Source organism: Micromonospora sp. URMC 106, assembly GCF_051386395.1.
Classification (GTDB): Bacteria; Actinomycetota; Actinomycetes; order Mycobacteriales; family Micromonosporaceae; genus Micromonospora.
In genome coordinates this window covers 1-19004 of the sequence record NZ_JBPQTP010000125.1, presented here as the reverse complement: position 1 = coordinate 19004, position 19004 = coordinate 1, and the positions used below count along the sequence as shown (strand labels likewise).

Here is a 19004-nt window from a genome sequence, read left to right as displayed (position 1 = left end):
CATTTGCCGCACAGTTTCGCCGGCTGAGTCCGGAATCAGCAGACGTTGCGTCCGATCGGCGACTGTTCCGGCGGCCGACGCGACGCCGGCCTGCGGCGGGGGCGGGGCGATCGTCACCGGCACGCCGGACGGCTCGCGGGCGCCGGTCACCCGGGCCAGCGCCTCGTCGCCGGGGCGCACCTGGACGGACTCGGGCCGGATGCCGGCGGTGGCCATCAGCCGGGACACGTCCCGGCGCTGCTCCGGCAGGACCAGGGTGACCACCGTGCCGGACTCCCCCGCCCGGGCGGTACGCCCGCCCCGGTGCAGGTAGTCCTTCGCCTCGGTGGGCGGGTCCACGTTGACCACCAGGTCCAGCCCGTCGACGTGGATGCCCCGGGCCGCCACGTCGGTGGCGACCAGCGCGGTCACCTGCCCGTTGCGGAACTGCTCCAGGATCCGGGTGCGCTGCGGCTGCGACTTGCCGCCGTGCAGCGCGGCCGCGCGTACGCCCTTGGCCAGCAGCTGGCGGGCGACCCGGTCGGCGCGGTGCTTGGTGCCCATGAACAGGATGGTCCGGCCCTCGCGGGCGGCGATCTGGGTCAGCGCGGCCGGCTTGTCCGCCGCGTCGACGTGCAGCACGTGGTGGGTCATCGCGGTGACGGTGGCGGTGCCCGGGTCGACCGAGTGCGAGACCGGGTCGGTGAGGAAGCGACGGACCAGCTTGTCCACGCCGCCGTCCAGGGTGGCCGAGAAGAGCATCCGCTGCCCGTCCGGGGCGACCTGCTCCAGCAGCTTCGTCACCTGTGGCAGGAAGCCCATGTCGGCCATCTGGTCGGCCTCGTCGAGCACGGTGATCCCGACCTGGTCGAGCCGGGCGTCGCCGCGGTTGATCAGGTCGTGCAGCCGCCCGGGGGTGGCCACGACCAGCTCGGCGCCCGCGCGCAGGGCGTCCGCCTGCCGCTGCAGCGACAGGCCGCCGACGACGGTGGCGCAGCGCAGCCCGACGGCCCGGGCGTACGGGTCGAGGGCGGTGGTGACCTGCTGCGCCAGCTCCCGGGTCGGCACCAGCACCAGGGCCAGCGGCCGGCCCGGGCGGGCCCGGCGGCCGGCGGTGCGGGACAGCACGGGAAGGCCGAAGGCGAGGGTCTTGCCGGAGCCGGTGCGCCCCCGGCCGAGCACGTCCCGCCCGGCGAGCGAGTCCGGCAGGGTCGCCGACTGGATCGGGAACGGCTCGGTGATGCCCTGGGCGGCCAGCTCGGCGAGCAGCGCCGGGGCCAGCCCGGTATGGGCGAACGACGGAATGACAGTGGTCATGCGGAAGCCTTCCTCGACGCGGCACGTGTCGAGGGAGGGCGCCGGAGGCGGCGCTGTCACCGGCGGACCAGGCCGCGGATGACTCACAAGCACGAACCGAAAGGGGTACGGGCCGGCCCGCCGCCACGTTCCGCCGCCTGCACGGCAGGTCGACGGCGGGGGCGGACCGGTCCCGTCACCGTGCCCGGGAGGGCGCGGTGGGTGTTACGCGAAGATCCGAAGATCAGAGCGGGCGGATGTTCTCCGCCTGCGGGCCCTTCTGGCCCTGGGTCACCTCGAACTCGACCCGCTGGTTCTCGTCCAGGCTCCGGTAGCCGGAGGACTGGATCGCCGAGAAGTGGGCGAAGACGTCGGCGCCGCCGCCGTCCGGGGTGATGAAGCCGAAGCCCTTGTCAGCGTTGAACCACTTGACGGTGCCAATAGCCATTTTTGTTTCGTCTCCTTGACGGAACGTCGAACCCGCACTTGTTGCGGGCTCGAAGAGGAGCGCGCCACGCGGAACTGCCTGGCTCGCTTGTCGCTTCTGGTCGCCCCGCCCGGAGAACTCCGGACACAACAAAGAGCGCCTGGGCCACAATCCTCCAGGCGCACACAGAGTCTCTGGGAACCATAACTGCAACACCGCCAACCTATCACGGATTCGCCGGATGGCCACCGTCTGCCGGATTTTCCGGTACCGAAGTGATCAGCGCGGTCAGCCCGTCCGCGTCGAGCAGGTCCGCCGGACGCACCGTGACGCCCTCGCGCACGTAGTGGAACGCCGCGCCGACCCGCTCCACCGGCACCCCGGCCAGCTCGGCCCACGCCAGCCGGTAGACCGCGAGCTGCACCGCGGCCACGTCGGCGGCGGGGCCGGCGGGCTGCCGGCCCGTCTTCCAGTCGACCACGTCGAACCGCCCACCCGGGCGGGCGAAGACCGCGTCCATCCGACCCCGCACCACCACCCCGGCGATCACCGTGGCGAACGGCACCTCCACCTCGACCGGCACCCGGTCGGCCCACTCGCTGGCCAGGAAGCGCTCCTGGAGCTCCGCGAGCGCCTCGTCGGGCGCGGCGTCGGCGTCGGCCGCGCCGGGCAACTCGTCCAGGTCGAGCAGCCGGTCGGCGCCGAACCGCTGCTCCAGCCAGGTGTGGAAGGCGGTGCCCCGGCGGGCGTACGGGCTGGGCTCGGTGGGGACCGGACGGCGCAACGCCCGGGCCAGCGCGGCCGGATCCTGGCGCAGCGCCACGAGCTGGGTCACCGAGAGCTGCCCCGGCAGCGCCACCTCGACCGCGCCGGTCTGCCGGGTCAGCTCGGCCCGCTCGGCGAGCAGCAGGTCGGCCTCCCGCCGCCACCGCGCGACGTCCGGGTCGTCGGCCAGCGGATCGACGCCCTCCCCGGCGGTGTCGCCCGCGTCCACGCCGGCCGACCGTTCCGTGCCCGCCCCGGCGGGCGCCTCAGGGCCGACCGCGCCCCGCTCGCCGGAGGCGGAAGCCGGACGGCCAGCGGCGTCACCGGCGGCAGCCGACCGGTGAGCGGCGTCACCGACGGTGCCCGACGAGTGAGCGGCGTCACCGGCGGCGGCAGACCGGTGGGCGGCGTCACCGGCGGTGCCCGACGGGTGGGCGGCGTCTCCGACGGCGCCCGACGGGTGGGTGCCCGCGCCCTCGGCGGGCGGACGGCGGGCGGCGTCGCCGTCGGCCAGGAAGCGGCGGACCAGGGCGGCCGCCTCCGCCAGCGCCGGACGGCGGGCGCCCAGCGGGTCGGCCGGCCACTCGGCGCGGAGCACCACCTCGGTGGTCGGGTTGACCGCGTCGCCCGGCGGCTCCGGCGCCCACTCGTCGACGAGGTACCCCGCGCCGCCGTCCAGGCAGGCGTCGTGCACCTCCCGCAGCAGCACCGACGGGCCGCGCGGCCGCTTGGTCCCCTCCCCCCACCAGTAGCCGGAGCAGAGCAGCAGCCGACGGGGCCGGGTCACCGCCACGTACGCCAGCCGGCGCTCCTCCCGCTCGTCGTGCGCCCGCCAGGCGTCGGTGAAGTCCTCCAGCGCCCGGGCCACCCCCCGCTGGTCCTCGGCCCCGGCCAGGCCCAGCTCGGGCAGCCCGTCGGCGTCGCCGCGCAGCGGGAACGGCAGCACGCCGAGCCCGCCCAGCCAGTGGTCGGAGTTGCGCACCGGCCCCGGCCACACGCCCCGGCTCAGCCCGGCCACCGCCACCACGTCCCACTCCAGGCCCTTGGCGGCGTGGGCGGTGAGGATCTGCACCGCGCCCTCGACCACCTCCACCTCGCCCGGGCTGAGACCGCGCTCCTCGTCCTCGGCGGCGGCGAGGTAGGCCAGGAAGCCCGACAGGGTGGCGCCCGGCGTCTCCCCGCTGAACCGGGCGGCGACGTCGCCGAGCGCGTCCAGGTGACCCCGGGCCAGGCCGGCGTCCCCGGCGCCGTCCCGACCGGCCCGCACGGCCACCTCCACGTCCAGGCCGATCGTCCGCTCGATGTCCGCGATCAGCTCCGGCAGGGACTGGTCCAGCCGATAGCGCAGCAGCCCCAGCTCCCGGGCGTACGCGCGCAGCCGGGCGTACCCCTCCGCCGAGTACGCCTGCGCCGGGCCGAGGTCGGCCAGCGCCTCGACCAGCGTCGCCTCGTCGAGCAGGTCGGGGGTGATCTCCGGGTTGCCGTCGTCGGCGAGCTTCCGCCGGGCCGCGGCGATGGCCTTCGCCCGGCGGTGCAGGGCCACCAGGTCACGGGGCCCGATCCGCCAGCGCGCCCCGGTCAGCAGCCGCAGCAGCGCGGCCCCGTCCGTCGGGTCGGCCAGCACCCGCAACGTGCACACCACGTCCCGCACCTCGGGGGTGTCCAGCAGGCCGCCCAGGCCGACCACCTCGACGGGCAGGCCGCGCTCGCGCAGCGCCGACTCGATCGCCGGGATCTGGCTGCGCAACCGCACGAGCACGGCCGTCGTCGGCCGCAGCGGCACCGGGATGTGCTCGGGCAGCGCGCCGGGCATGCCGGCCGCGCCGCGCCACGCGTGCAGCACGCTGTCGGCGATCCAGTCGGCCTCGTCGGCGTACGTCGGAAGCAGGGCGCAGTGGACGGTGCCGCCGGCGGCGCCGCGGGCGCTGCGGTGCGGCACCGGGTCCTTCACGCTCATCGCGGCACGCAGCTCCGGCACCCGGGCGCCGGCGGCCCGCAGCGGGGTGGCCAGGGCGTTGGCGACGCCGAGGATCTCCGGCCGGTTGCGCCAGCTCGTGGTGAGGCCGAGCACCTCGGCCGGCGTGCCGTCGGCGCGGGCGAACTCGGCGGGGAAGCGGTCCAGCGTGCCGGCGCTCGCCCCACGCCACCCGTAGATCGACTGGCACGGGTCGCCGACCGCCGTCACCGGGTGCCCGCCGCCGAAGAGCGCGTTGAGCAGCACCACCTGGGCGTGGCTGGTGTCCTGGTACTCGTCCAGCAGCACCACCCGGTAGCGGTCCCGCTCGATCGCGCCGACCCCGGGGTGGTCCCGCGCCACCCGGGCCGCCCGGGCGAGCTGGTCGGCGAAGTCCATCGCCTCGAAGTCCTCCTTGCGGCGGGCGTACGCGCGCACCAGCGGCAGGAGCTTCAGCCGGGTCTGCTGGAGGGCGAGGGCCTTGCGCACGTCCGCGTAGACCCGGCCGGGTCGGGCCTGCACCTCGGCGAAGAACCGGCCCGTCCAGGCGGCCAGCTCGTCCGGGTCGACCAGGTGCTCGTCCAACTCGCCGGCGAGCGCCAGCACCGCGTCGGTGACCGTGCTCGGCATCCGGTCCACCTCGGACATGTCGCCGTCGTAGTTGCGCACCAGCAGGTCGACCAGTTGCCAGCGGGACGCCTCGGTGAGCAGCCGGGTGGACGGCTCGTAGCCGGCCCGCAGCCCGTGCTCGGTGACGATCCGGCCGGCGTACGAGTGGTAGGTGGAGACGGTCGGCTCCCCGGCCAGCGGGTCGTCGAGCGGATCCCGCCCCCGCCGCCCGAGCCGCCGCACCAACTGGTCGAGCCGGGTACGCACCCGGTGCGCCAGCTCCCCGGCGGCCTTGCGGGTGAAGGTGAGCCCGAGCACCTGCTCCGGCCGCACGTACGAGTTGGCGACCAGCCAGACCACCCGGGCGGCCATCGTCTCGGTCTTGCCGGACCCGGCGCCCGCGACCACCAGCAGCGGCTCCACGGGCGCGGCGATGATGGCCGCCTGTTCCCGGGTGGGCGCCGGCAGCCGCAGCAGCTTCGCCAGCTCCACCGGTGTGTACCGGGGGCCGGCGTCGGCCACCCGGGGCGCCGGGGTCGCCGTGCTGAACAGGGCGGGCTGGGTCACCGCACGGCCTCAGTTCGCGACTGCGGGGCTCGCAAGCTCACTCCTCGCGCTCACGGTGCCGTCTCGGTTCGCGACTGCGGGGCTCGCAAGCTCACTCCTCGCGCTCACGGGTGCTCCGGCGGACGGACGGTCGGGGGCTCGACCACCTGGCGGCCCTGCCCGGACACCGGGCAGCTCGTCCGCACCGGGCAGACCCGGCACTTGGAGTTGGCGACCGCGGCGAAGGTGGCGGCGGCCATCGTATCGGCGGTGCGCCGCACCAGCGCGGTCGCCCAGCCGGCCTCCGGGCCCTCCCCGGCCGGCGGCTGGCTCTGCTCCTTCGCGTCCTTCGCCCCGGTGCCGAGCTGCACCAGCGCCGCCCCGCCGGACTCCTCGCCGAACTCGGCGAACGCCCCCGCCTCCACCGCCGCCTGGTACGCGCCGAGCTGCGGGTGCTCGGCGAGGTCGTTCGCGGTGACCGCGGTGGACTTGCCGGTCTTCAGGTCGATCACGACCAGCCGGCCGTCGGCGTCGACCTCCAGCCGGTCCACCCGGCCGGCCAGCTCGACCGGCCGGTGCGGGTCGTCCAGGCGGACCGCGAACTCGTGCTCGATGGCGAGCAGCCGGCGCGGGTTGGCCGCGAGCCAGCGCAGCAGCTTGTCGACCATCGCCTCGGCGCGGACGCGCTCCGGGCCGACCATCCAGCGGGCGGCCAGCTCGATCGCGTCGAACCGGGCGGAGACGTAGTCCAGCAGCGCGCCCCGGTCGACGCTGGCGTCCTCGGCGAGCATCGCCGCGGCGTGCACCAGGTTGCCGACCCCCTGGGCGGCGCTGGCCGGGGCGCTGCCGCCGTGCCGCTCCAGCAGCCAGCGCAGGCTGCACCGCAGCGCGCTCTCCATGCCGGACGGGGTGACCCGGACCGGCTCCCCCTCCTCGACCAGCGGCCGGTCGTCGGAGAGCTGCCGCAGGCCCCACCAGTCGTCCGGGTGCGCGCCGGCCACCCCGGCGGCGGCGAGGCGGGCCAACTCGGCCGCCGCCGCCTGCCGCCGGGCGTAGGACGCGGCCGGGTCGCTGACGGCGGTACGCAGCTCCGCCACCAGCGCCGGCAGGGTGAGCGCGCGGGGTGGCCGGCTCACCGGCAACGTCCTCGGCCGGTCGGGCTCCTCCTCGGCCGCCGCGGCCCCGCCGTCGCCCGGCCGCTCCGCCACCGCCCCGGCCCTCGGCCGGTCGCCGCCCGACCCGTCCGGGGTCACCGCCGTCGGGTCTCCGCCCGGGGTCGGTTCCGCCGGGGTCGGCCCCGCGCCGTCCGGGCCGGCCGGGGGCGGCGGTGCGTCGTCGTCCGGCGGGGGCGGGTCGGTCGGGCCCAGCTCGTAGAGGAAGCGGCTCGGCTGTTCCTCGTGGTCGTCGCCGCCCACCGCGGCGGAGGCGACCGCGCTCACCAGCAGCCGGTGCCGGGCCCGGGTGACGGCCACGTGGAACAGCCGCCGCTCCTCGTCGAGCAGCGCCGACGTCTGCCCGACCAGGGTGGCCACCGTGCCGGCGCCGGCGGCCCGGCCGGCCAGCACGTCGACCAGCCGCTCGGAGCCGAGCAGGCTGCCGCGCAGCCGCAGGTCGGGCCAGACGCCCTCCTGCACCCCGGCCACCGCCACCAGATCCCACTCCAGCCCCTTCGCGGCGTGCGCGGTGAGCAGCCGGACCGCCTCGCCCCGGTCGGCGGTCGGGGCGAGGGTGTCGGCCGGCAGGTCCTGGTTGAGGACGTGGTCGAGGAAGACCTCGGTGCGCGCACCGGGCAGCCGGTCGGTGAACCGGGCCGCCGCGTCGAAGAGCACCATCACGGCGTCGAGGTCCCGGTCGGCGGCCTCGGCGCGGCGGCGCCGGGCCACGTCCCCCTCGCCGGTCACGGTCTGGCCCCGGCCGATCGCCGCGGACCACAGCTCGGCCAGCCCGCTGGCCCGCCACACCGCCCAGAGCACGTCCTCCGCCGTGGCGCCGGGCCGGGCGGCGGTCTCCCGGGCGACGGCCAGCAGACCGGCCACCGTCTGCGCCGGCTCGGCCCAGCGCCGCTCGATCCCGGCCAGCTCGGCCGGGTCTCGCAGCGCCTCGACGATCAGCTCGCCGGAGGGGCGGCGGTCGCCGGCGGCCAGGGCCAGGGCGCGCAGGCCCTGCCGCAGCCGCCGCTCGGCCAGCGGATCGGCGCCGCCGAGCGGCGAGTGCAGCAGCGCGACAGCGGCCTCCTCGTCGAGCCGCTCGGGCTCCAGCGCGCAGCGCAGCAGGAGCAGCAGCGGCGCGACCGCCGGTTGCAGGTGCAGCGGCAGGTCCTCCCCGTGCACCACGGTGGGCACCCCGGCGGCGTGCAGCGCGCGTTGCAGCGAGGGCAGTTGCCGCCCGGTGGAGCGCACCAGCACGGCCATCTCCGACCACGGCACGCCGCCGAGCAGGTGCGCCTCACGCAGCGCGTGGGCCAGCCAGGCCGCCTCGCTGGTGGCCGAGCGGAAGGTGCGCACCTCCACCGAGCCGGGCGGCGCGTCGGGCAGCGGGTGCAACCTGCGGTGCGCGGCCGGGCCGCGCAGCCGCCGGGCCAGCCGGCCGGCCGCGGCGAGCAGTCGGGGCCCGGCCCGGTAGGAGGTGGTCAGCACCACCTGCGCGGCGGGCGCCCCGGAGGCGGTGCGGAAGTGGTGCGCGAACGTGGTCACCACCGCCGGGTCCGCGCCGCGGAAGGCGTACGTGGACGAATCCGGGTCGGCGAACGCGACCAGGGGCTTGCCGCCGCCGGCCACCGTCGCGAGCAGCTCCTGCTGGGCGGGGTCGGTGTCGGCCAGCTCGTCGACGTAGACGTACGCCAGCCGGCGGCGCTCGGCCGCGAGCAGCTCGGGGTCGTCGAGCAGCATCCCGGTGGCGGCCCGGACCAGCTCGGCCGGGTCGTACGCGACGGAGCCGCGGTTGCTGACGTCGCGCAGGGCGAGCACGGCCACGTACTCCCGGAGGAAGCGCGCGGCGGCCGGCCAGTCGGCGCGACCGAGCTTCTCACCCAGCCGGGCCAGCTCCACCGGGCCGACGCCGCGCTCGGCGGCGCGCATCAGCAGGTCGCGCAGCTGCGCCGCGAAGGCCCGGGTGCGCAGCGCGGGGCGCAGGTCCTCCGGCCAGCCGACCGGGTCGTCGCCCGGTTCCTCGCCGACGACGTCGAGCAGCTCGCGGATGATCAGATCCTGCTCCGGGCCGGTGAGCAGCCGGGGGGACGGCTCGCCCCGCTCGGCCGCCGCGCGGCGCAGCAGCCCGAAGGCGTACGCCGGGAAGGTGCGCACCAGCGGCTCGCGCAGCACCCGGCGCCCGCCGCCGGCCGCCCGGGCCTCGATCCGCCGGCGCAGCGCGGTGGCGCCCCGGCGGCCGAAGGTGAGCACCAGGATCCGCTCCGGGTCGACGCCCTCGGCCACCCGCGCGGCGACCGCCTCGACGAGGGTGCTGGTCTTGCCCGTGCCGGGACCGCCGAGCACCAGCATCGGCCCGTCGGTGTGCGCGACGACCTCCGCCTGGCGCGGGTCGGTCAGCCGAGCCGCCCCACGGTGCGCGTCATCGCCGGCCGGCCCCCCGGACCGCCGCTCGACCTCGGCCGGCCCGCCGGACCGCCCGTCCCCCCGGGCCGCCTCGGCGGGCCGGCGCACCAGCCGGTACGCCTGCATCTCCTCATCCCACCACGCCTGTACGACACCTCCGCCCCGCCACCCCGCCCCACGCACGGCACCGAGCCACCGTCCCGCCCTCCCTCTCGCGATCTTGCACTTTCCGCCCCGACGAAGGCCCATGAAAGGGGCAAGAAAGGGGCCACAAGTGCAAAATCGCGATAGGACCGGGCGGTCGCGGCAGGGTGGGGCGGGTCAGGTCAGGCGAGGTCGAGTTCCAGGATGTCCAGGGCGGCGGAAACCGTGTCGGCGACGGTGAGCAGGTCCAGCCCGGCGGGCTTGAGGAAGGTCTGGTCGGCCAGGGCGCCCAGCCAGTCGAGCATCGGGCGGTAGAAGCCGTCGGTGTCGACCAGCACCATCGGCTTGGCGTGCAGGGCGAGCGTCGCGGTCGTCCAGACCTCGAACAGCTCGTCGAGCGTGCCGAGACCGCCGGGCAGGGTGAGGAACGCGTCCGATTTGTCGATCATGAGGGTCTTGCGGCTGGCCATCGAGTCGGTGACGAGCAGCTCGTCCGACGCCAGGTCGGCGACCTCCAGGTCGACCAGCGACTGCGGGATCACCCCGATCGTCCGCCCGCCGGCCGCCCGGGCCCCGTCGGCCAGCGCGCCCATCATGCCGACGCACCCGCCGCCGCTGACCAGCGTGTGCCCGCGCCGGGCGATTTCCGCGCCCGTCTCGGCCGCCAGGTCCAGCCAGCGCCGGTCGAGCGTGCGGGAGGAGGCGCAGAACACGCAGATGGCCGCCATGCCTCAGCGCTCCCGGCCCTCGTCGCCCGCCCGGCGCGGCCCGGCGGTGGACCCGCCGGAGGCACCGCCGCCCGGCCCACCGCCGCCGGGCACGTCGGCCCGGCCGGCCGACCGGGCGCCGTTCGCCGACCCGGCCGCGGCGGCGGCCTGCTGCTCGGAGGCGGTGACCGCGACGGCCTCCTCGCGGACCGCCTCCTGCTCGGCGGAGAGCGCGGCCTCGGCCTCCACGATGTGCCGGACGGCCGCGTCGACCTCGTCGGTCACGCAGATCAGCTCCAGGTCGACCGACCCGATCTTGCCGTCGGCGGCCATGGTGTCGCGCAGCCAGTCGAGCAGGCCACGCCAGTAGTCCGCGCCCATCAGCACCACGGGGAACCGGGTGACCTTGCCGGTCTGCACGAGGGTGAGCGCCTCGAAGAGCTCGTCCATCGTGCCGAAGCCGCCGGGCAGCACGACGAATGCCTGCGCGTACTTGACGAACATCGTCTTGCGGGCGAAGAAGTAGCGGAAGTCGATGGCCAGGTCGACCCAGTCGTTGAGGCCCTGCTCGAAGGGGAGCTCGATGCCCAGCCCGACGGAGAGCCCGCCCGCCTCGCTGGCGCCCCGGTTGGCCGCCTCCATCACGCCGGGCCCGCCACCGGTGATCACCGCGTAGCCGGCCCGGGCCAGGGCCGCGCCGAGCGCCTCGGCCAGCCGGCACTCCGGGCTCTCCGGCCGGCTGCGGGCGGAGCCGAAGACGCTCACCGCCGGCGGCAGGTCGGCGAGGGTGTCGAAACCCTCGACGAACTCGGAGAGGATGCGCAGCGCCCGCCAGGCGTCCTTGGTCTTCCAGTCGCCCCGCCCCCGCGAGTCGAGCAGGCGCTGGTCGGCCGTGCTGCCCGTGATCGCCTGTCGCCGCAGCGTCACGGCGCCCCGGTGCCGTTCCCGTCCCGGCTCGCGGCCGGCCTCCCGCCCGTTGCTCTGACCCATGGGAGCAACCGTAGTGGAGCGGCACACGTCGGGTGTGCGGGGCGAGGAGCCCGGAAATTAGTTCCGGATCTTGGGCAACGAAATCGCTCGCCCGGACGTCTACTATTCACATACCGGGTATGCCCCGGCACGCGCCTTCGGGGGAGGAGCCAGCGTGATCAGCAACAGCGAGATGATCCGGATCCGGCGGCAGATGCAGCGCCGCATCCGCGACGTGGTGGCCGAGCGCCGCCGCGCCCGCCTGATGGAGCCGTCCGCCGCCGACCAGGGCGGCCCGGCCGACGCCCGGCCCACCGCCGACGCGTCCGCCACCGTCTGACCGCACCCACGACACGGCGCCGACCGGGAGGTCCACGTCACCGAGCATCGCTCGGCTGACACGGACCTCCCGGTCGCGCATGCGGACCGGCACCGCCGGGACGGCCGGCGCGCGCCACCGCGGGGGGCGGTCGGCCGGGCACGCGGCCGACCCGCCGGGGGCCGTCAGGCGGAGGCGAGCCAGCGGTGCAGCGTGGCGGCGCCGTCCCGGATCTTGCTGATCTCGACGTGCTCGTCGGGGTGGTGGGCCAGGTTCGGGTCGCCGGGGCCGAAGTTCAGGGCCGGCACGCCCATCGCCGCGAACCGGGCGACGTCCGTCCAGCCCAGCTTGCCGATCGGCGCGGCGCCGACCGCCGCGAGGAACTCCCGGGCCGGGGCCGCCTCCAGCCCGGGCGGGGCGCCGGCGGCGGAGTCGGTGACCCGCACCTCGAAGCCGGCGAAGACCTCGCGCAGGTGCGCCTCCGCCTCGGCCGGGGTGCGGTCCGGCGCGAACCGGTAGTTGACCTCGATCTCGCACCGGTCCGGCACCACGTTGCCGGCCACACCGCCGTGGATGCGGACCGCGTTCATCCCCTCCCGGTAGTCGCAGCCGTCGATGGTGACGCGCCGGGCCTCGTAGCGGGCCAGCCGGTCGAGCACCTCGCCCGCCGCGTGGATCGCGTTCACGCCGTGCCAGGAGCGGGCGGAGTGGGCACGTACGCCGGTGGTGGTGACGATCGAACGCATGGTGCCCTGGCAGCCTGCCTCGACGATGCCGTACGTCGGCTCAAGCAGCACCGCGAAGTCCGCCTCCAGCCACTCCGGGTGCGCCTCGGCGACCAGGAAGAGACCGTTGTACTTCGACTCGATCTCCTCGGCCTCGTAGAAGAAGTAGGTCACGTCGTAGCGCGGGTCCGGCAGGGTCACCGCCAGGTGCAGCGCGTACGCCACCCCGGACTTCATGTCGGAGGTGCCGCAGCCGTACATCAGGTCGCCGCGCATGGTCGACGGGAAGTTGTTGTTGAGCGGCACCGTGTCCAGGTGGCCGGCCAGCACCACCCGCTGGTCCCGGCCCAGGTCGGTCCGCGCCATCACCGTGTTGCCGTGCCGGTGGGTGGTCAGGTGCGGCACGCCCCGCAGCACCTCCTCCACGCAGTCGGCGATCGCCTTCTCGTTGAGGGACACGGACTCTATGTCGACCAGCGCACGGGTCAGCGCCACCGGATCGGCCAGGACCTCGGGGGTCAGCGGGTTCTCCATGGTTCGCACGGTACCGTCAGACCGGGTGAGCGCGAGGAGCGAGCGTTCCGGGGCGACCGCGTGGAGGCGGCCGCGCGGGGGCGCGCGGCGGGCCGCGACCCGCAGCCACGAACGAGAGGTGAATCAGTGACGTCCGAATCCGCCTGGGGCATCGGCCTGGCCACCGTGACCGCTGACGACCAGGTGCTCGACACCTGGTATCCGACCGGCAAGCTGGGGCTCGGCGAGCTGCCGCTGGTCGCCGGCGAGGACGAGGCGGACGTGCTGGACCTGCCGCCGGGAGCGGTCGGCGACCGGGCGCTGCCCGGGCTGCGTACCGTCCAGGTGGTCACCGTGATCGGCTCGCTGGACGACCCGATCAAGGACGCCGCGGACGCGTACCTGCGGCTGCACCTGCTCTCCCACCGCCTGGTGCGGCCCAACGAGCTCAACCTCGACGGCATCTTCGGCAAGCTGGCGAACGTGGCCTGGACCTCCGCCGGGCCGTGCCCGCCAGAGCGGGTGGACGAGCTGCGGGTCATCGAGCGGGCCGCCGGCCGCCACCTGGCCGTGTACGGGGTGGACAAGTTCCCCCGGATGACCGACTACGTGGTGCCCTCCGGCGTGCGGATCGCCGACGCCGACCGGGTGCGGCTCGGCGCGCACCTGGCCGCCGGCACCACCGTGATGCACGAGGGCTTCGTCAACTTCAACGCCGGCACGCTGGGCACCTCGATGGTCGAGGGGCGGATCGTGCAGGGCGTGGTGGTCGGCGACGGCTCCGACATCGGCGGCGGCGCCTCGATCATGGGCACCCTCTCCGGCGGCGGCACGGAGAAGGTCCGCATCGGCGAGCGCAGCCTGATCGGCGCGAACGCGGGCGTGGGCGTCTCCCTCGGCGACGACTGCGTGGTCGAGGCGGGCTGCTACATCACCGCCGCCTCCAAGATCACCCTGCCGGACGGCCGGGTGGTCAAGGCCCGCGAGCTGTCCGGGGTGGACGGCCTGCTGTTCTGGCGCAACTCGGTCACCGGCGCGCTGGAGGCGAGGCAGCGCAGCGGTCGGGGCATCGAGCTGAACGCCGCGCTGCACGCCAACGACTGACGGTCGCCCCGTCGGGTCCGCGGTCGGCCGCGGACCCGACGGGGGTACGCCTCACCGCAGGCGGTACGCCTGGATGACGCGCTGGGTGACCGTGTTGCCGGCGGTGTCCCGGGCGGTGGCCCGCAGCGAGACGTGTCCGGGGCCGGCGGGGTGCCGTACGGTGGCCGTCCAGCCGTCTCCGCCGGAGCGGACCCGGGCCGGCTGCCAGGTCTTCCCGCCGTCGTAGGAGACGTCGACGGTCAGCGCGGCGACCCGGGCCGAGGGTGCGCCCGGCTGCCGCCGCACCTGGACCGGGATCGCGAAGCTCCGGCCCGCCGGGGCGGCGTTCTCCCGGTCGAGCCGGGGCGTGAACCGGATCACCGACGCCGGCAGCGCGGCCGGGTCGTCCCCGGCGACGTGCCGGGACCGGAACGTCCACGTGGCGGCCACCTCGGTGGAGAGGTCCGTGAAGCTCCGCTTCGACAGCACCTCCAGCCGGTAGTCGGCCGCGCCCGGCGGCACCTCGAACTCGCCGTATCCCGGGTCGGGCGCCTCCCCGACCAGCACCCCGTCGCGGTAGAGGGCGGTGCGGGCGGTGTCGGCGACCGAGCCGCCGGGGTGCCCCTCGGCGTCGCTGTGCACCGGCAGGCTCACCCCGATGCGGTCGCCCCGCCGGATGATCCCGGCCTCCGGGAACGACGGCCCGTACGGCGCGCTGTTCCAACTCTCCCGGTAGTGCCGCCCGGCCCGCAGGCTCCGCTCCTCGGAGAACAGCATCGCCTTGAGGTCGAGCCAGACGTCCTCGGCCGGCCCGAAGAGCAGCTCGGACGACCAGCGCACACCCCGGGTGTTGTGGTGCTCGACCCGCTGGCCGGGGGTCGCGGTGGGCAGGCCGATCGCCCACGTGAAACCGCCCGGGTCATGGTGCGGGAAGACGGCGCGCTCGGCGCCCAGCCCGGGACTGCCGCCGTTGAACCGGTGGGTGACGGTGGCCAGGTCCCTCGCCCGGTAGTGCCGGACGAAGCCGGCCGGCATCCGGCCGGGCACCGCCTCGCTGAGCGCGTAGAGGTAGGGGCTGCTCCCCGCCTCCCGGTCGGCCCACTGGCTGCTCACCGTGGCGAGGAACCGGTCCCCGGGCACCGGCTGCCCGAGGCCGCCGACGTAGAGCCCGTCGAAGTTGTCGGACAGCAGGGTGAAGCCGTGGCTGCCCTGGTCGACGACGAAGTCCGCCCCGATGGTGACCAGTGCCGGGGTGGCCGAGCGCCGCGGCACGGTCATCCGCACCGGCCCGGCCCGGCGGGCGTCGACGGTGACCGAGGTGTCCCCGGCCACCAGCAGCTCCGGCTGGACGATCCGGGTCGCCGCGACGAACTCCTCGCCGTCGAACTCGTACACGGTGCTGACCAGGCCGTACCGCCCCTTGGGCAGCCGCAGCTCGGCGGTGCCGTCGGGATCGTGCAGGTCGTACGAGCCGAAGCCGTCCAGCGGGACCAGCGTGGTGCTGTGCTCGCCGGCCGCCTTGCCGGCGCGGTCCAGGTGCCGGGCGGTCAGCGTGTAGCTCTCCACCTCCCGGTACACGGCCAGCGGGGTGATGGCCACGGTGGCGCCGGAGCGGGCCACGACCCGGCCGGTGTAGTGGCCGTCGGGGCCGTCGACGCGGGTGTCGGCGGTGACGGTGGCGCTGGCCGTGCCGCCCGCCGGCACGGTGATCCGGCTCGCGCCGAGGGTGAACACGCCGGCCGGGGCCGGCTTGCCGTCCGGGCCGGTCGCCTCGACGGCGAGGTCGAGGGTGATCGCGGCCGGGCCGTCGTTGCGCCAGCTCGCCGTGCGGGTGATCGGGGTGTCGTCGCCGTGCGGCCAGAGCGTCCGGCCGAAGGAGACGCTGACCGGGTCGCTGGCCACCGTCTGGGTGACCGCGCGGGCCACGTCGACCCGCCCGGCCCCCTGCTCGTACCCGGTCTGCCCGGGGTGCGGCTTCGCCGAGGCCATGAGGGTGGCCTTGAGCCGCCCGGCGGTCCAGTCGGGGTGCTGCTGGGCGAGCAGCGCGACCGCGCCGGTGACGTGCGGCGCGGCCATCGACGTGCCGGACAGGGCCACGTACCCGTCTCCGGCCGGCTCGCCGATCACCCCGTCCCGGCTGCGCGCCGCGACGATCCCCACACCGGGGGCGGTGATGTCGGGCTTGAGGGCGTCGTCACCCGTGCGGGGGCCGCGGCTGGAGAAGTCGGCGAGGCTGTCGTCCCGGTCGACGGCGCCCACCGAGAGCGCGGCGTCGGCGCTGCTGGGCGAACTGACGGGCGCGAACCCGCCGTCGTTGCCGGCGCTGATCACGAAGAGCGCGCCGGTCTGCGCGGTGAGCGCGTTGACGGCCTCCTCCAGCGGGTCGACCTCGGGGGTGTCGAAGCCGCCGAGACTCAGGTTGATCACGTCGGCTCGCTGCTCCACCGCGGCCCACTGCATCCCGGCCAGGATCGCCGACTCGGGGCATCCGGCGGTCTCGCAGACCTTCCCGTCCAGCAGCGTCGCGTCCGGGGCCACGCCGCGGTGCCGGCCGCCGGAGGCGGCGCCGCTGCCAGCGACGATCGACGCGACGTGGGTGCCGTGCCCGACCACGTCGCCGGGCGCGGCCTCCTCGGTGAAGTTGCGCGCCTGCGCCACCCGGCCGGCCAGATCCGGGTGCGTGGCGTCCAACCCGGTGTCCAGCACGGCCACCCGCACGCCCCGGCCGGTGAAGCCGGCCTGGTGGGCCGCCGGCGCGCCGATCTGCGGCACGCTGCGGTCGAGGGTGATCCGCCGCCGGCCGTCGAGCCAGATCCGGTCGACACCCCCCGCCGCGCCGACTCTCGTGCCGGCGGCGGTGATCGCCGCCCAGACCTCACCGGCCCGCCGCTTGGCCGCCGTGGCGGCGACCCCGCCGACGGCGGGCAGTTCGCGGGTGACCCGCACCCCGCCCGGCACGGCCGCGCGCCGGGCGGCGCCGGCCCCGCCGGTGATGAGCACGGGCAGGTCGTCGCGCCGGGCGTCGTCGTAGCCGGCGGCGATCAGCTCGGTGACGTCGAACAGCCGCCGGTCGACCCGGCCGGCCCGGACCAACGCCACGGCGTCCTGCGGCACGACGGAGAGGTGGCCGCGCTCCCGCCGGGTCAGGAAACGGATCTTCTCGCGCCCCGGCGCGGGACGCACGCTCGCCCCGGCGTCGGTGACGGTGACCCGGTCCCCGGTGAGCAGGGTGACCGTGGTGGAGCGCCTGTCCGCCGTGGGGGCCGGCGGGGCCGCTCCCGGGCCGGCGGTCGCGTCCGGACGGGCGGCGGGCCCGGTGGGTGCCTGGGCGACCGCCATCCCGGGGGTGCCGAGCACCAGACCGAGCACCAGGCCGAGACCGACCATTGTTCTTCTTCGCTGCAACGGATCCTCCTCGTCGGGCGTTACTACCTGTGGGAGAGACGTGCATTGACGGTCATCATGTTTACATACTCGGTATGCATAATGAAGTCCAGAAGATGACGGACCAGCCAACGGACGGACCGGCCGTTCGGCATGATCGACCGGTGACCTCCATGAAGGAACGCATGCTGGCCGGCGAGCCGTACATCGCCAACGAGCCGGAGATCGTCGCCGACCTGGACCGGGCGGCGCGGCTGATGGAACGCTTCAACACCAGCTCCGCGGCCGACCCCGAGGGCCGACTCGCGGCCCTGCGCGACCTGCTCGGCGAGGTGGGCGAGGACACCTGGGTGCGGCCGCCCTTCCACTGCGACTACGGCTCGCAGATCCGGATCGGGCCGCGCAGCTTCGTCAACTTCAACGCGGTCTTCCTCGACGTCGCCCCGATCACCATCGGCGCGGACGTCCAGATCGGACCGAACGTGCAGCTGCTCACCCCCACCCACCCCGTCGAGCCCGGACCGCGCCGCGACAAGTGGGAGGCGGCCAAGCCGATCACCATCGGCGACAACGTCTGGCTCGGCGGCGGGGCGATCGTGCTCGCCGGCGTCACCGTCGGGGAGAACACCGTCGTCGGCGCGGGCGCCGTCGTGACGAGGGACCTGCCGGCCAACGTCGTCGCGCTGGGCAACCCGGCCCGCGTCGTACGACAGCTCGACTGACCTCGGTCAGGCCCCGGTGAGCCGCCGTCCGGTCCGCCCGGCTCAGTCGCCGGTGGACCGGCCCGCCCCGACGGGCGGCGGCTCGTCCAGCCGGACGACCAGGTCGGCGCGGTGCGCGGTGCCGGCCACCAGGGCGGCGTTGGTCTCGTCGCTGCCCGTCGCCCACGCCCGGGCCTGCTCCGCCGACCGCCCGTACGCCTGGTGCCGGGCGGTCAGCCGGCGCAGCCTCAGCTCGGCGTCCAGGTCCAGGAACCACGTCTCGTGCAGCAACTGCCGCACCTCGTCCCAGGGCGTCGCGGTCACCAGCAGGTAGTTGCCCTCGGTGACCACCAGCCGCACCGACGGCGGCACCTCGATCGACCCGGCCACCGGCTCCTCCAGGTCCCGGCGGAACGCCGGCGCGTAGACCGCGGTCGGCTCCAGCCGGCGCAGGCGCCGCAGCATCGAGACGTAGCCGTTGGCGTCGAACGTGTCGATGGCGCCCTTGCGCTCGGCCCGGCCCAACCGGCGCAGCTCGGCCTGGGCGAGGTGGAAGCCGTCCATCGGCACCAGCCGGGCCGCCGGGCCGACCGCCTCGACGATCCGCTCCGCCAGCGTGGACTTGCCCGCGCCGGGCGCCCCCGCGATGCCGAGCAGTTGCCGCGGGCCGGCGTCGGCGAGGGCGCGCGCCCGCGCCACCAGCTCGTCGACCCCGACGACCCGGGCGGTCTCCATCAGTCGAGCACCGGCTCGCTGATCGCGAACCGCGCGTGCACCGCCGCCTGCACGGTCTGCGGCTGCGGGTCGAGCTCCAGCTCGGGCGGCCCGCTCTCGGCACCGCCGCCCATCCCGTACGCCATGCGGCTCATCATCGGCCGTTCCGCCGCGCCCGCGTCGGCCAGCTCGATCAGGGCGGTCACCCGGGCACCGAGCGCCTCCGCGTACTCGCGGGCGCGCAGCAGCGCGTCGGCGATCGCGGCGTGCCGGGCCTCGCGGTGGGCCGGGCTGTCCGGCCGCAGCGACCACCACGGCCCGGCCACCTCGACCTGGTCCTGGTCGGCCAGGCGCAGCATCAGGTCGCCCAGCGCGGTGAAGTCGCTGACCGTCACGGTGGTGGCCACGCTGCCGTGGTACGCGATCACGCGCTCGCCGGAGCGCCTGGTCTCCGGCCGGACCCGCAGCTCGCCGGTCTCGCGCCGGTCGATCGCGGCGCCGTAGCCGTCCAGCAGCACCCGGACGGCGGCGGCCCGCTCGGCCAGCCGGGTCAGGGTGGCCTCCCGGTCCCGGTCGCGCGCCGTCGCGGTCACCGTGAACTGCGCGATCTCCGGCGCG

The 19004-nt window shown here is 75.8% G+C and carries 12 protein-coding genes and 1 pseudogene; 3 read left to right on the top strand and 10 right to left on the bottom strand.

Annotated features, from left to right (window positions below; translation table 11 throughout):
* The 6 genes and pseudogenes from ACSNOB_RS27665 to ACSNOB_RS27640 form a co-directional block, all read right to left on the bottom strand.
* Window positions 1–1296, bottom strand: a 1296-nt coding sequence (locus tag ACSNOB_RS27665) for a DEAD/DEAH box helicase (protein WP_436689790.1), incomplete at its 3' end; no start/stop codon positions are given.
* A gap of 223 nt (window positions 1297–1519) precedes the next feature.
* Entirely contained in the window at window positions 1520–1723 is a 204-nt protein-coding gene (gene cspE, locus ACSNOB_RS27660; RefSeq protein ID WP_007464836.1) for a transcription antiterminator/RNA stability regulator CspE, read from the bottom strand.
* A gap of 205 nt (window positions 1724–1928) precedes the next feature.
* Window positions 1929–5597 (bottom strand): UvrD-helicase domain-containing protein, encoded by a 3669-nt coding sequence (locus tag ACSNOB_RS27655; RefSeq protein ID WP_436689788.1) that lies wholly within the window; start codon window positions 5595–5597, stop codon window positions 1929–1931.
* Between the two features lie 104 nt (window positions 5598–5701).
* Complete coding sequence (locus ACSNOB_RS27650) at window positions 5702–9253, bottom strand: ATP-dependent helicase (protein WP_436689786.1); 3552 nt, start codon at window positions 9251–9253, stop codon at window positions 5702–5704.
* Window positions 9254–9453: 200 nt separating this feature from the next.
* Window positions 9454–9999: a TIGR00730 family Rossman fold protein gene (locus tag ACSNOB_RS27645; RefSeq protein ID WP_436689784.1), complete on the bottom strand. Its 546-nt coding sequence runs from the start codon at window positions 9997–9999 to the stop codon at window positions 9454–9456.
* A 129-nt stretch (window positions 10000–10128) separates the two neighbouring features.
* Window positions 10129–10968, bottom strand: a pseudogene (locus tag ACSNOB_RS27640) (TIGR00730 family Rossman fold protein); the annotation flags it as partial.
* A 154-nt stretch (window positions 10969–11122) separates the two neighbouring features.
* On the opposite strand from ACSNOB_RS27640, the gene ACSNOB_RS27635 reads away from it, so the two are divergent.
* Entirely contained in the window at window positions 11123–11287 is a 165-nt protein-coding gene (locus ACSNOB_RS27635) for a hypothetical protein (RefSeq protein WP_350703867.1), read from the top strand.
* A gap of 164 nt (window positions 11288–11451) precedes the next feature.
* Here the strand turns inward: ACSNOB_RS27635 and dapE are convergent, their stop codons facing one another.
* Entirely contained in the window at window positions 11452–12525 is a 1074-nt protein-coding gene (dapE, locus tag ACSNOB_RS27630) for a succinyl-diaminopimelate desuccinylase (RefSeq protein ID WP_436689782.1), read from the bottom strand.
* 126 nt (window positions 12526–12651) lie between these two features.
* Here dapE and dapD point away from each other — a divergent pair, with 126 nt between their 5' ends.
* On the top strand, window positions 12652–13608 hold the full coding sequence (gene dapD / locus ACSNOB_RS27625) for a 2,3,4,5-tetrahydropyridine-2,6-dicarboxylate N-succinyltransferase (RefSeq protein ID WP_436689780.1): 957 nt from the start codon (window positions 12652–12654) through the stop codon (window positions 13606–13608).
* Window positions 13609–13659: 51 nt separating this feature from the next.
* Here the strand turns inward: dapD and ACSNOB_RS27620 are convergent, their stop codons facing one another.
* The gene (locus ACSNOB_RS27620; RefSeq protein ID WP_436689778.1) at window positions 13660–16974 is read right to left on the bottom strand and encodes a S8 family serine peptidase; all 3315 of its coding nucleotides are present in this window, start codon (window positions 16972–16974) and stop codon (window positions 13660–13662) included.
* A 161-nt stretch (window positions 16975–17135) separates the two neighbouring features.
* Between ACSNOB_RS27620 and ACSNOB_RS27615 the strand changes: the two genes are divergently transcribed.
* Window positions 17136–17693, top strand: a complete 558-nt coding sequence (locus tag ACSNOB_RS27615) for a sugar O-acetyltransferase (RefSeq protein WP_436689776.1) — start codon at window positions 17136–17138, stop codon at window positions 17691–17693.
* A 42-nt stretch (window positions 17694–17735) separates the two neighbouring features.
* Here ACSNOB_RS27615 and ACSNOB_RS27610 read toward each other — a convergent pair whose 3' ends face one another.
* Window positions 17736–18407, bottom strand: a complete 672-nt coding sequence (locus ACSNOB_RS27610) for a nucleoside/nucleotide kinase family protein (RefSeq protein WP_436689774.1) — start codon at window positions 18405–18407, stop codon at window positions 17736–17738.
* A partial coding sequence (locus tag ACSNOB_RS27605) for an SIMPL domain-containing protein (protein WP_436689772.1) occupies window positions 18407–19004 on the bottom strand: 598 nt, incomplete at its 5' end. The genes ACSNOB_RS27605 and ACSNOB_RS27610, both read right to left, overlap by 1 nt.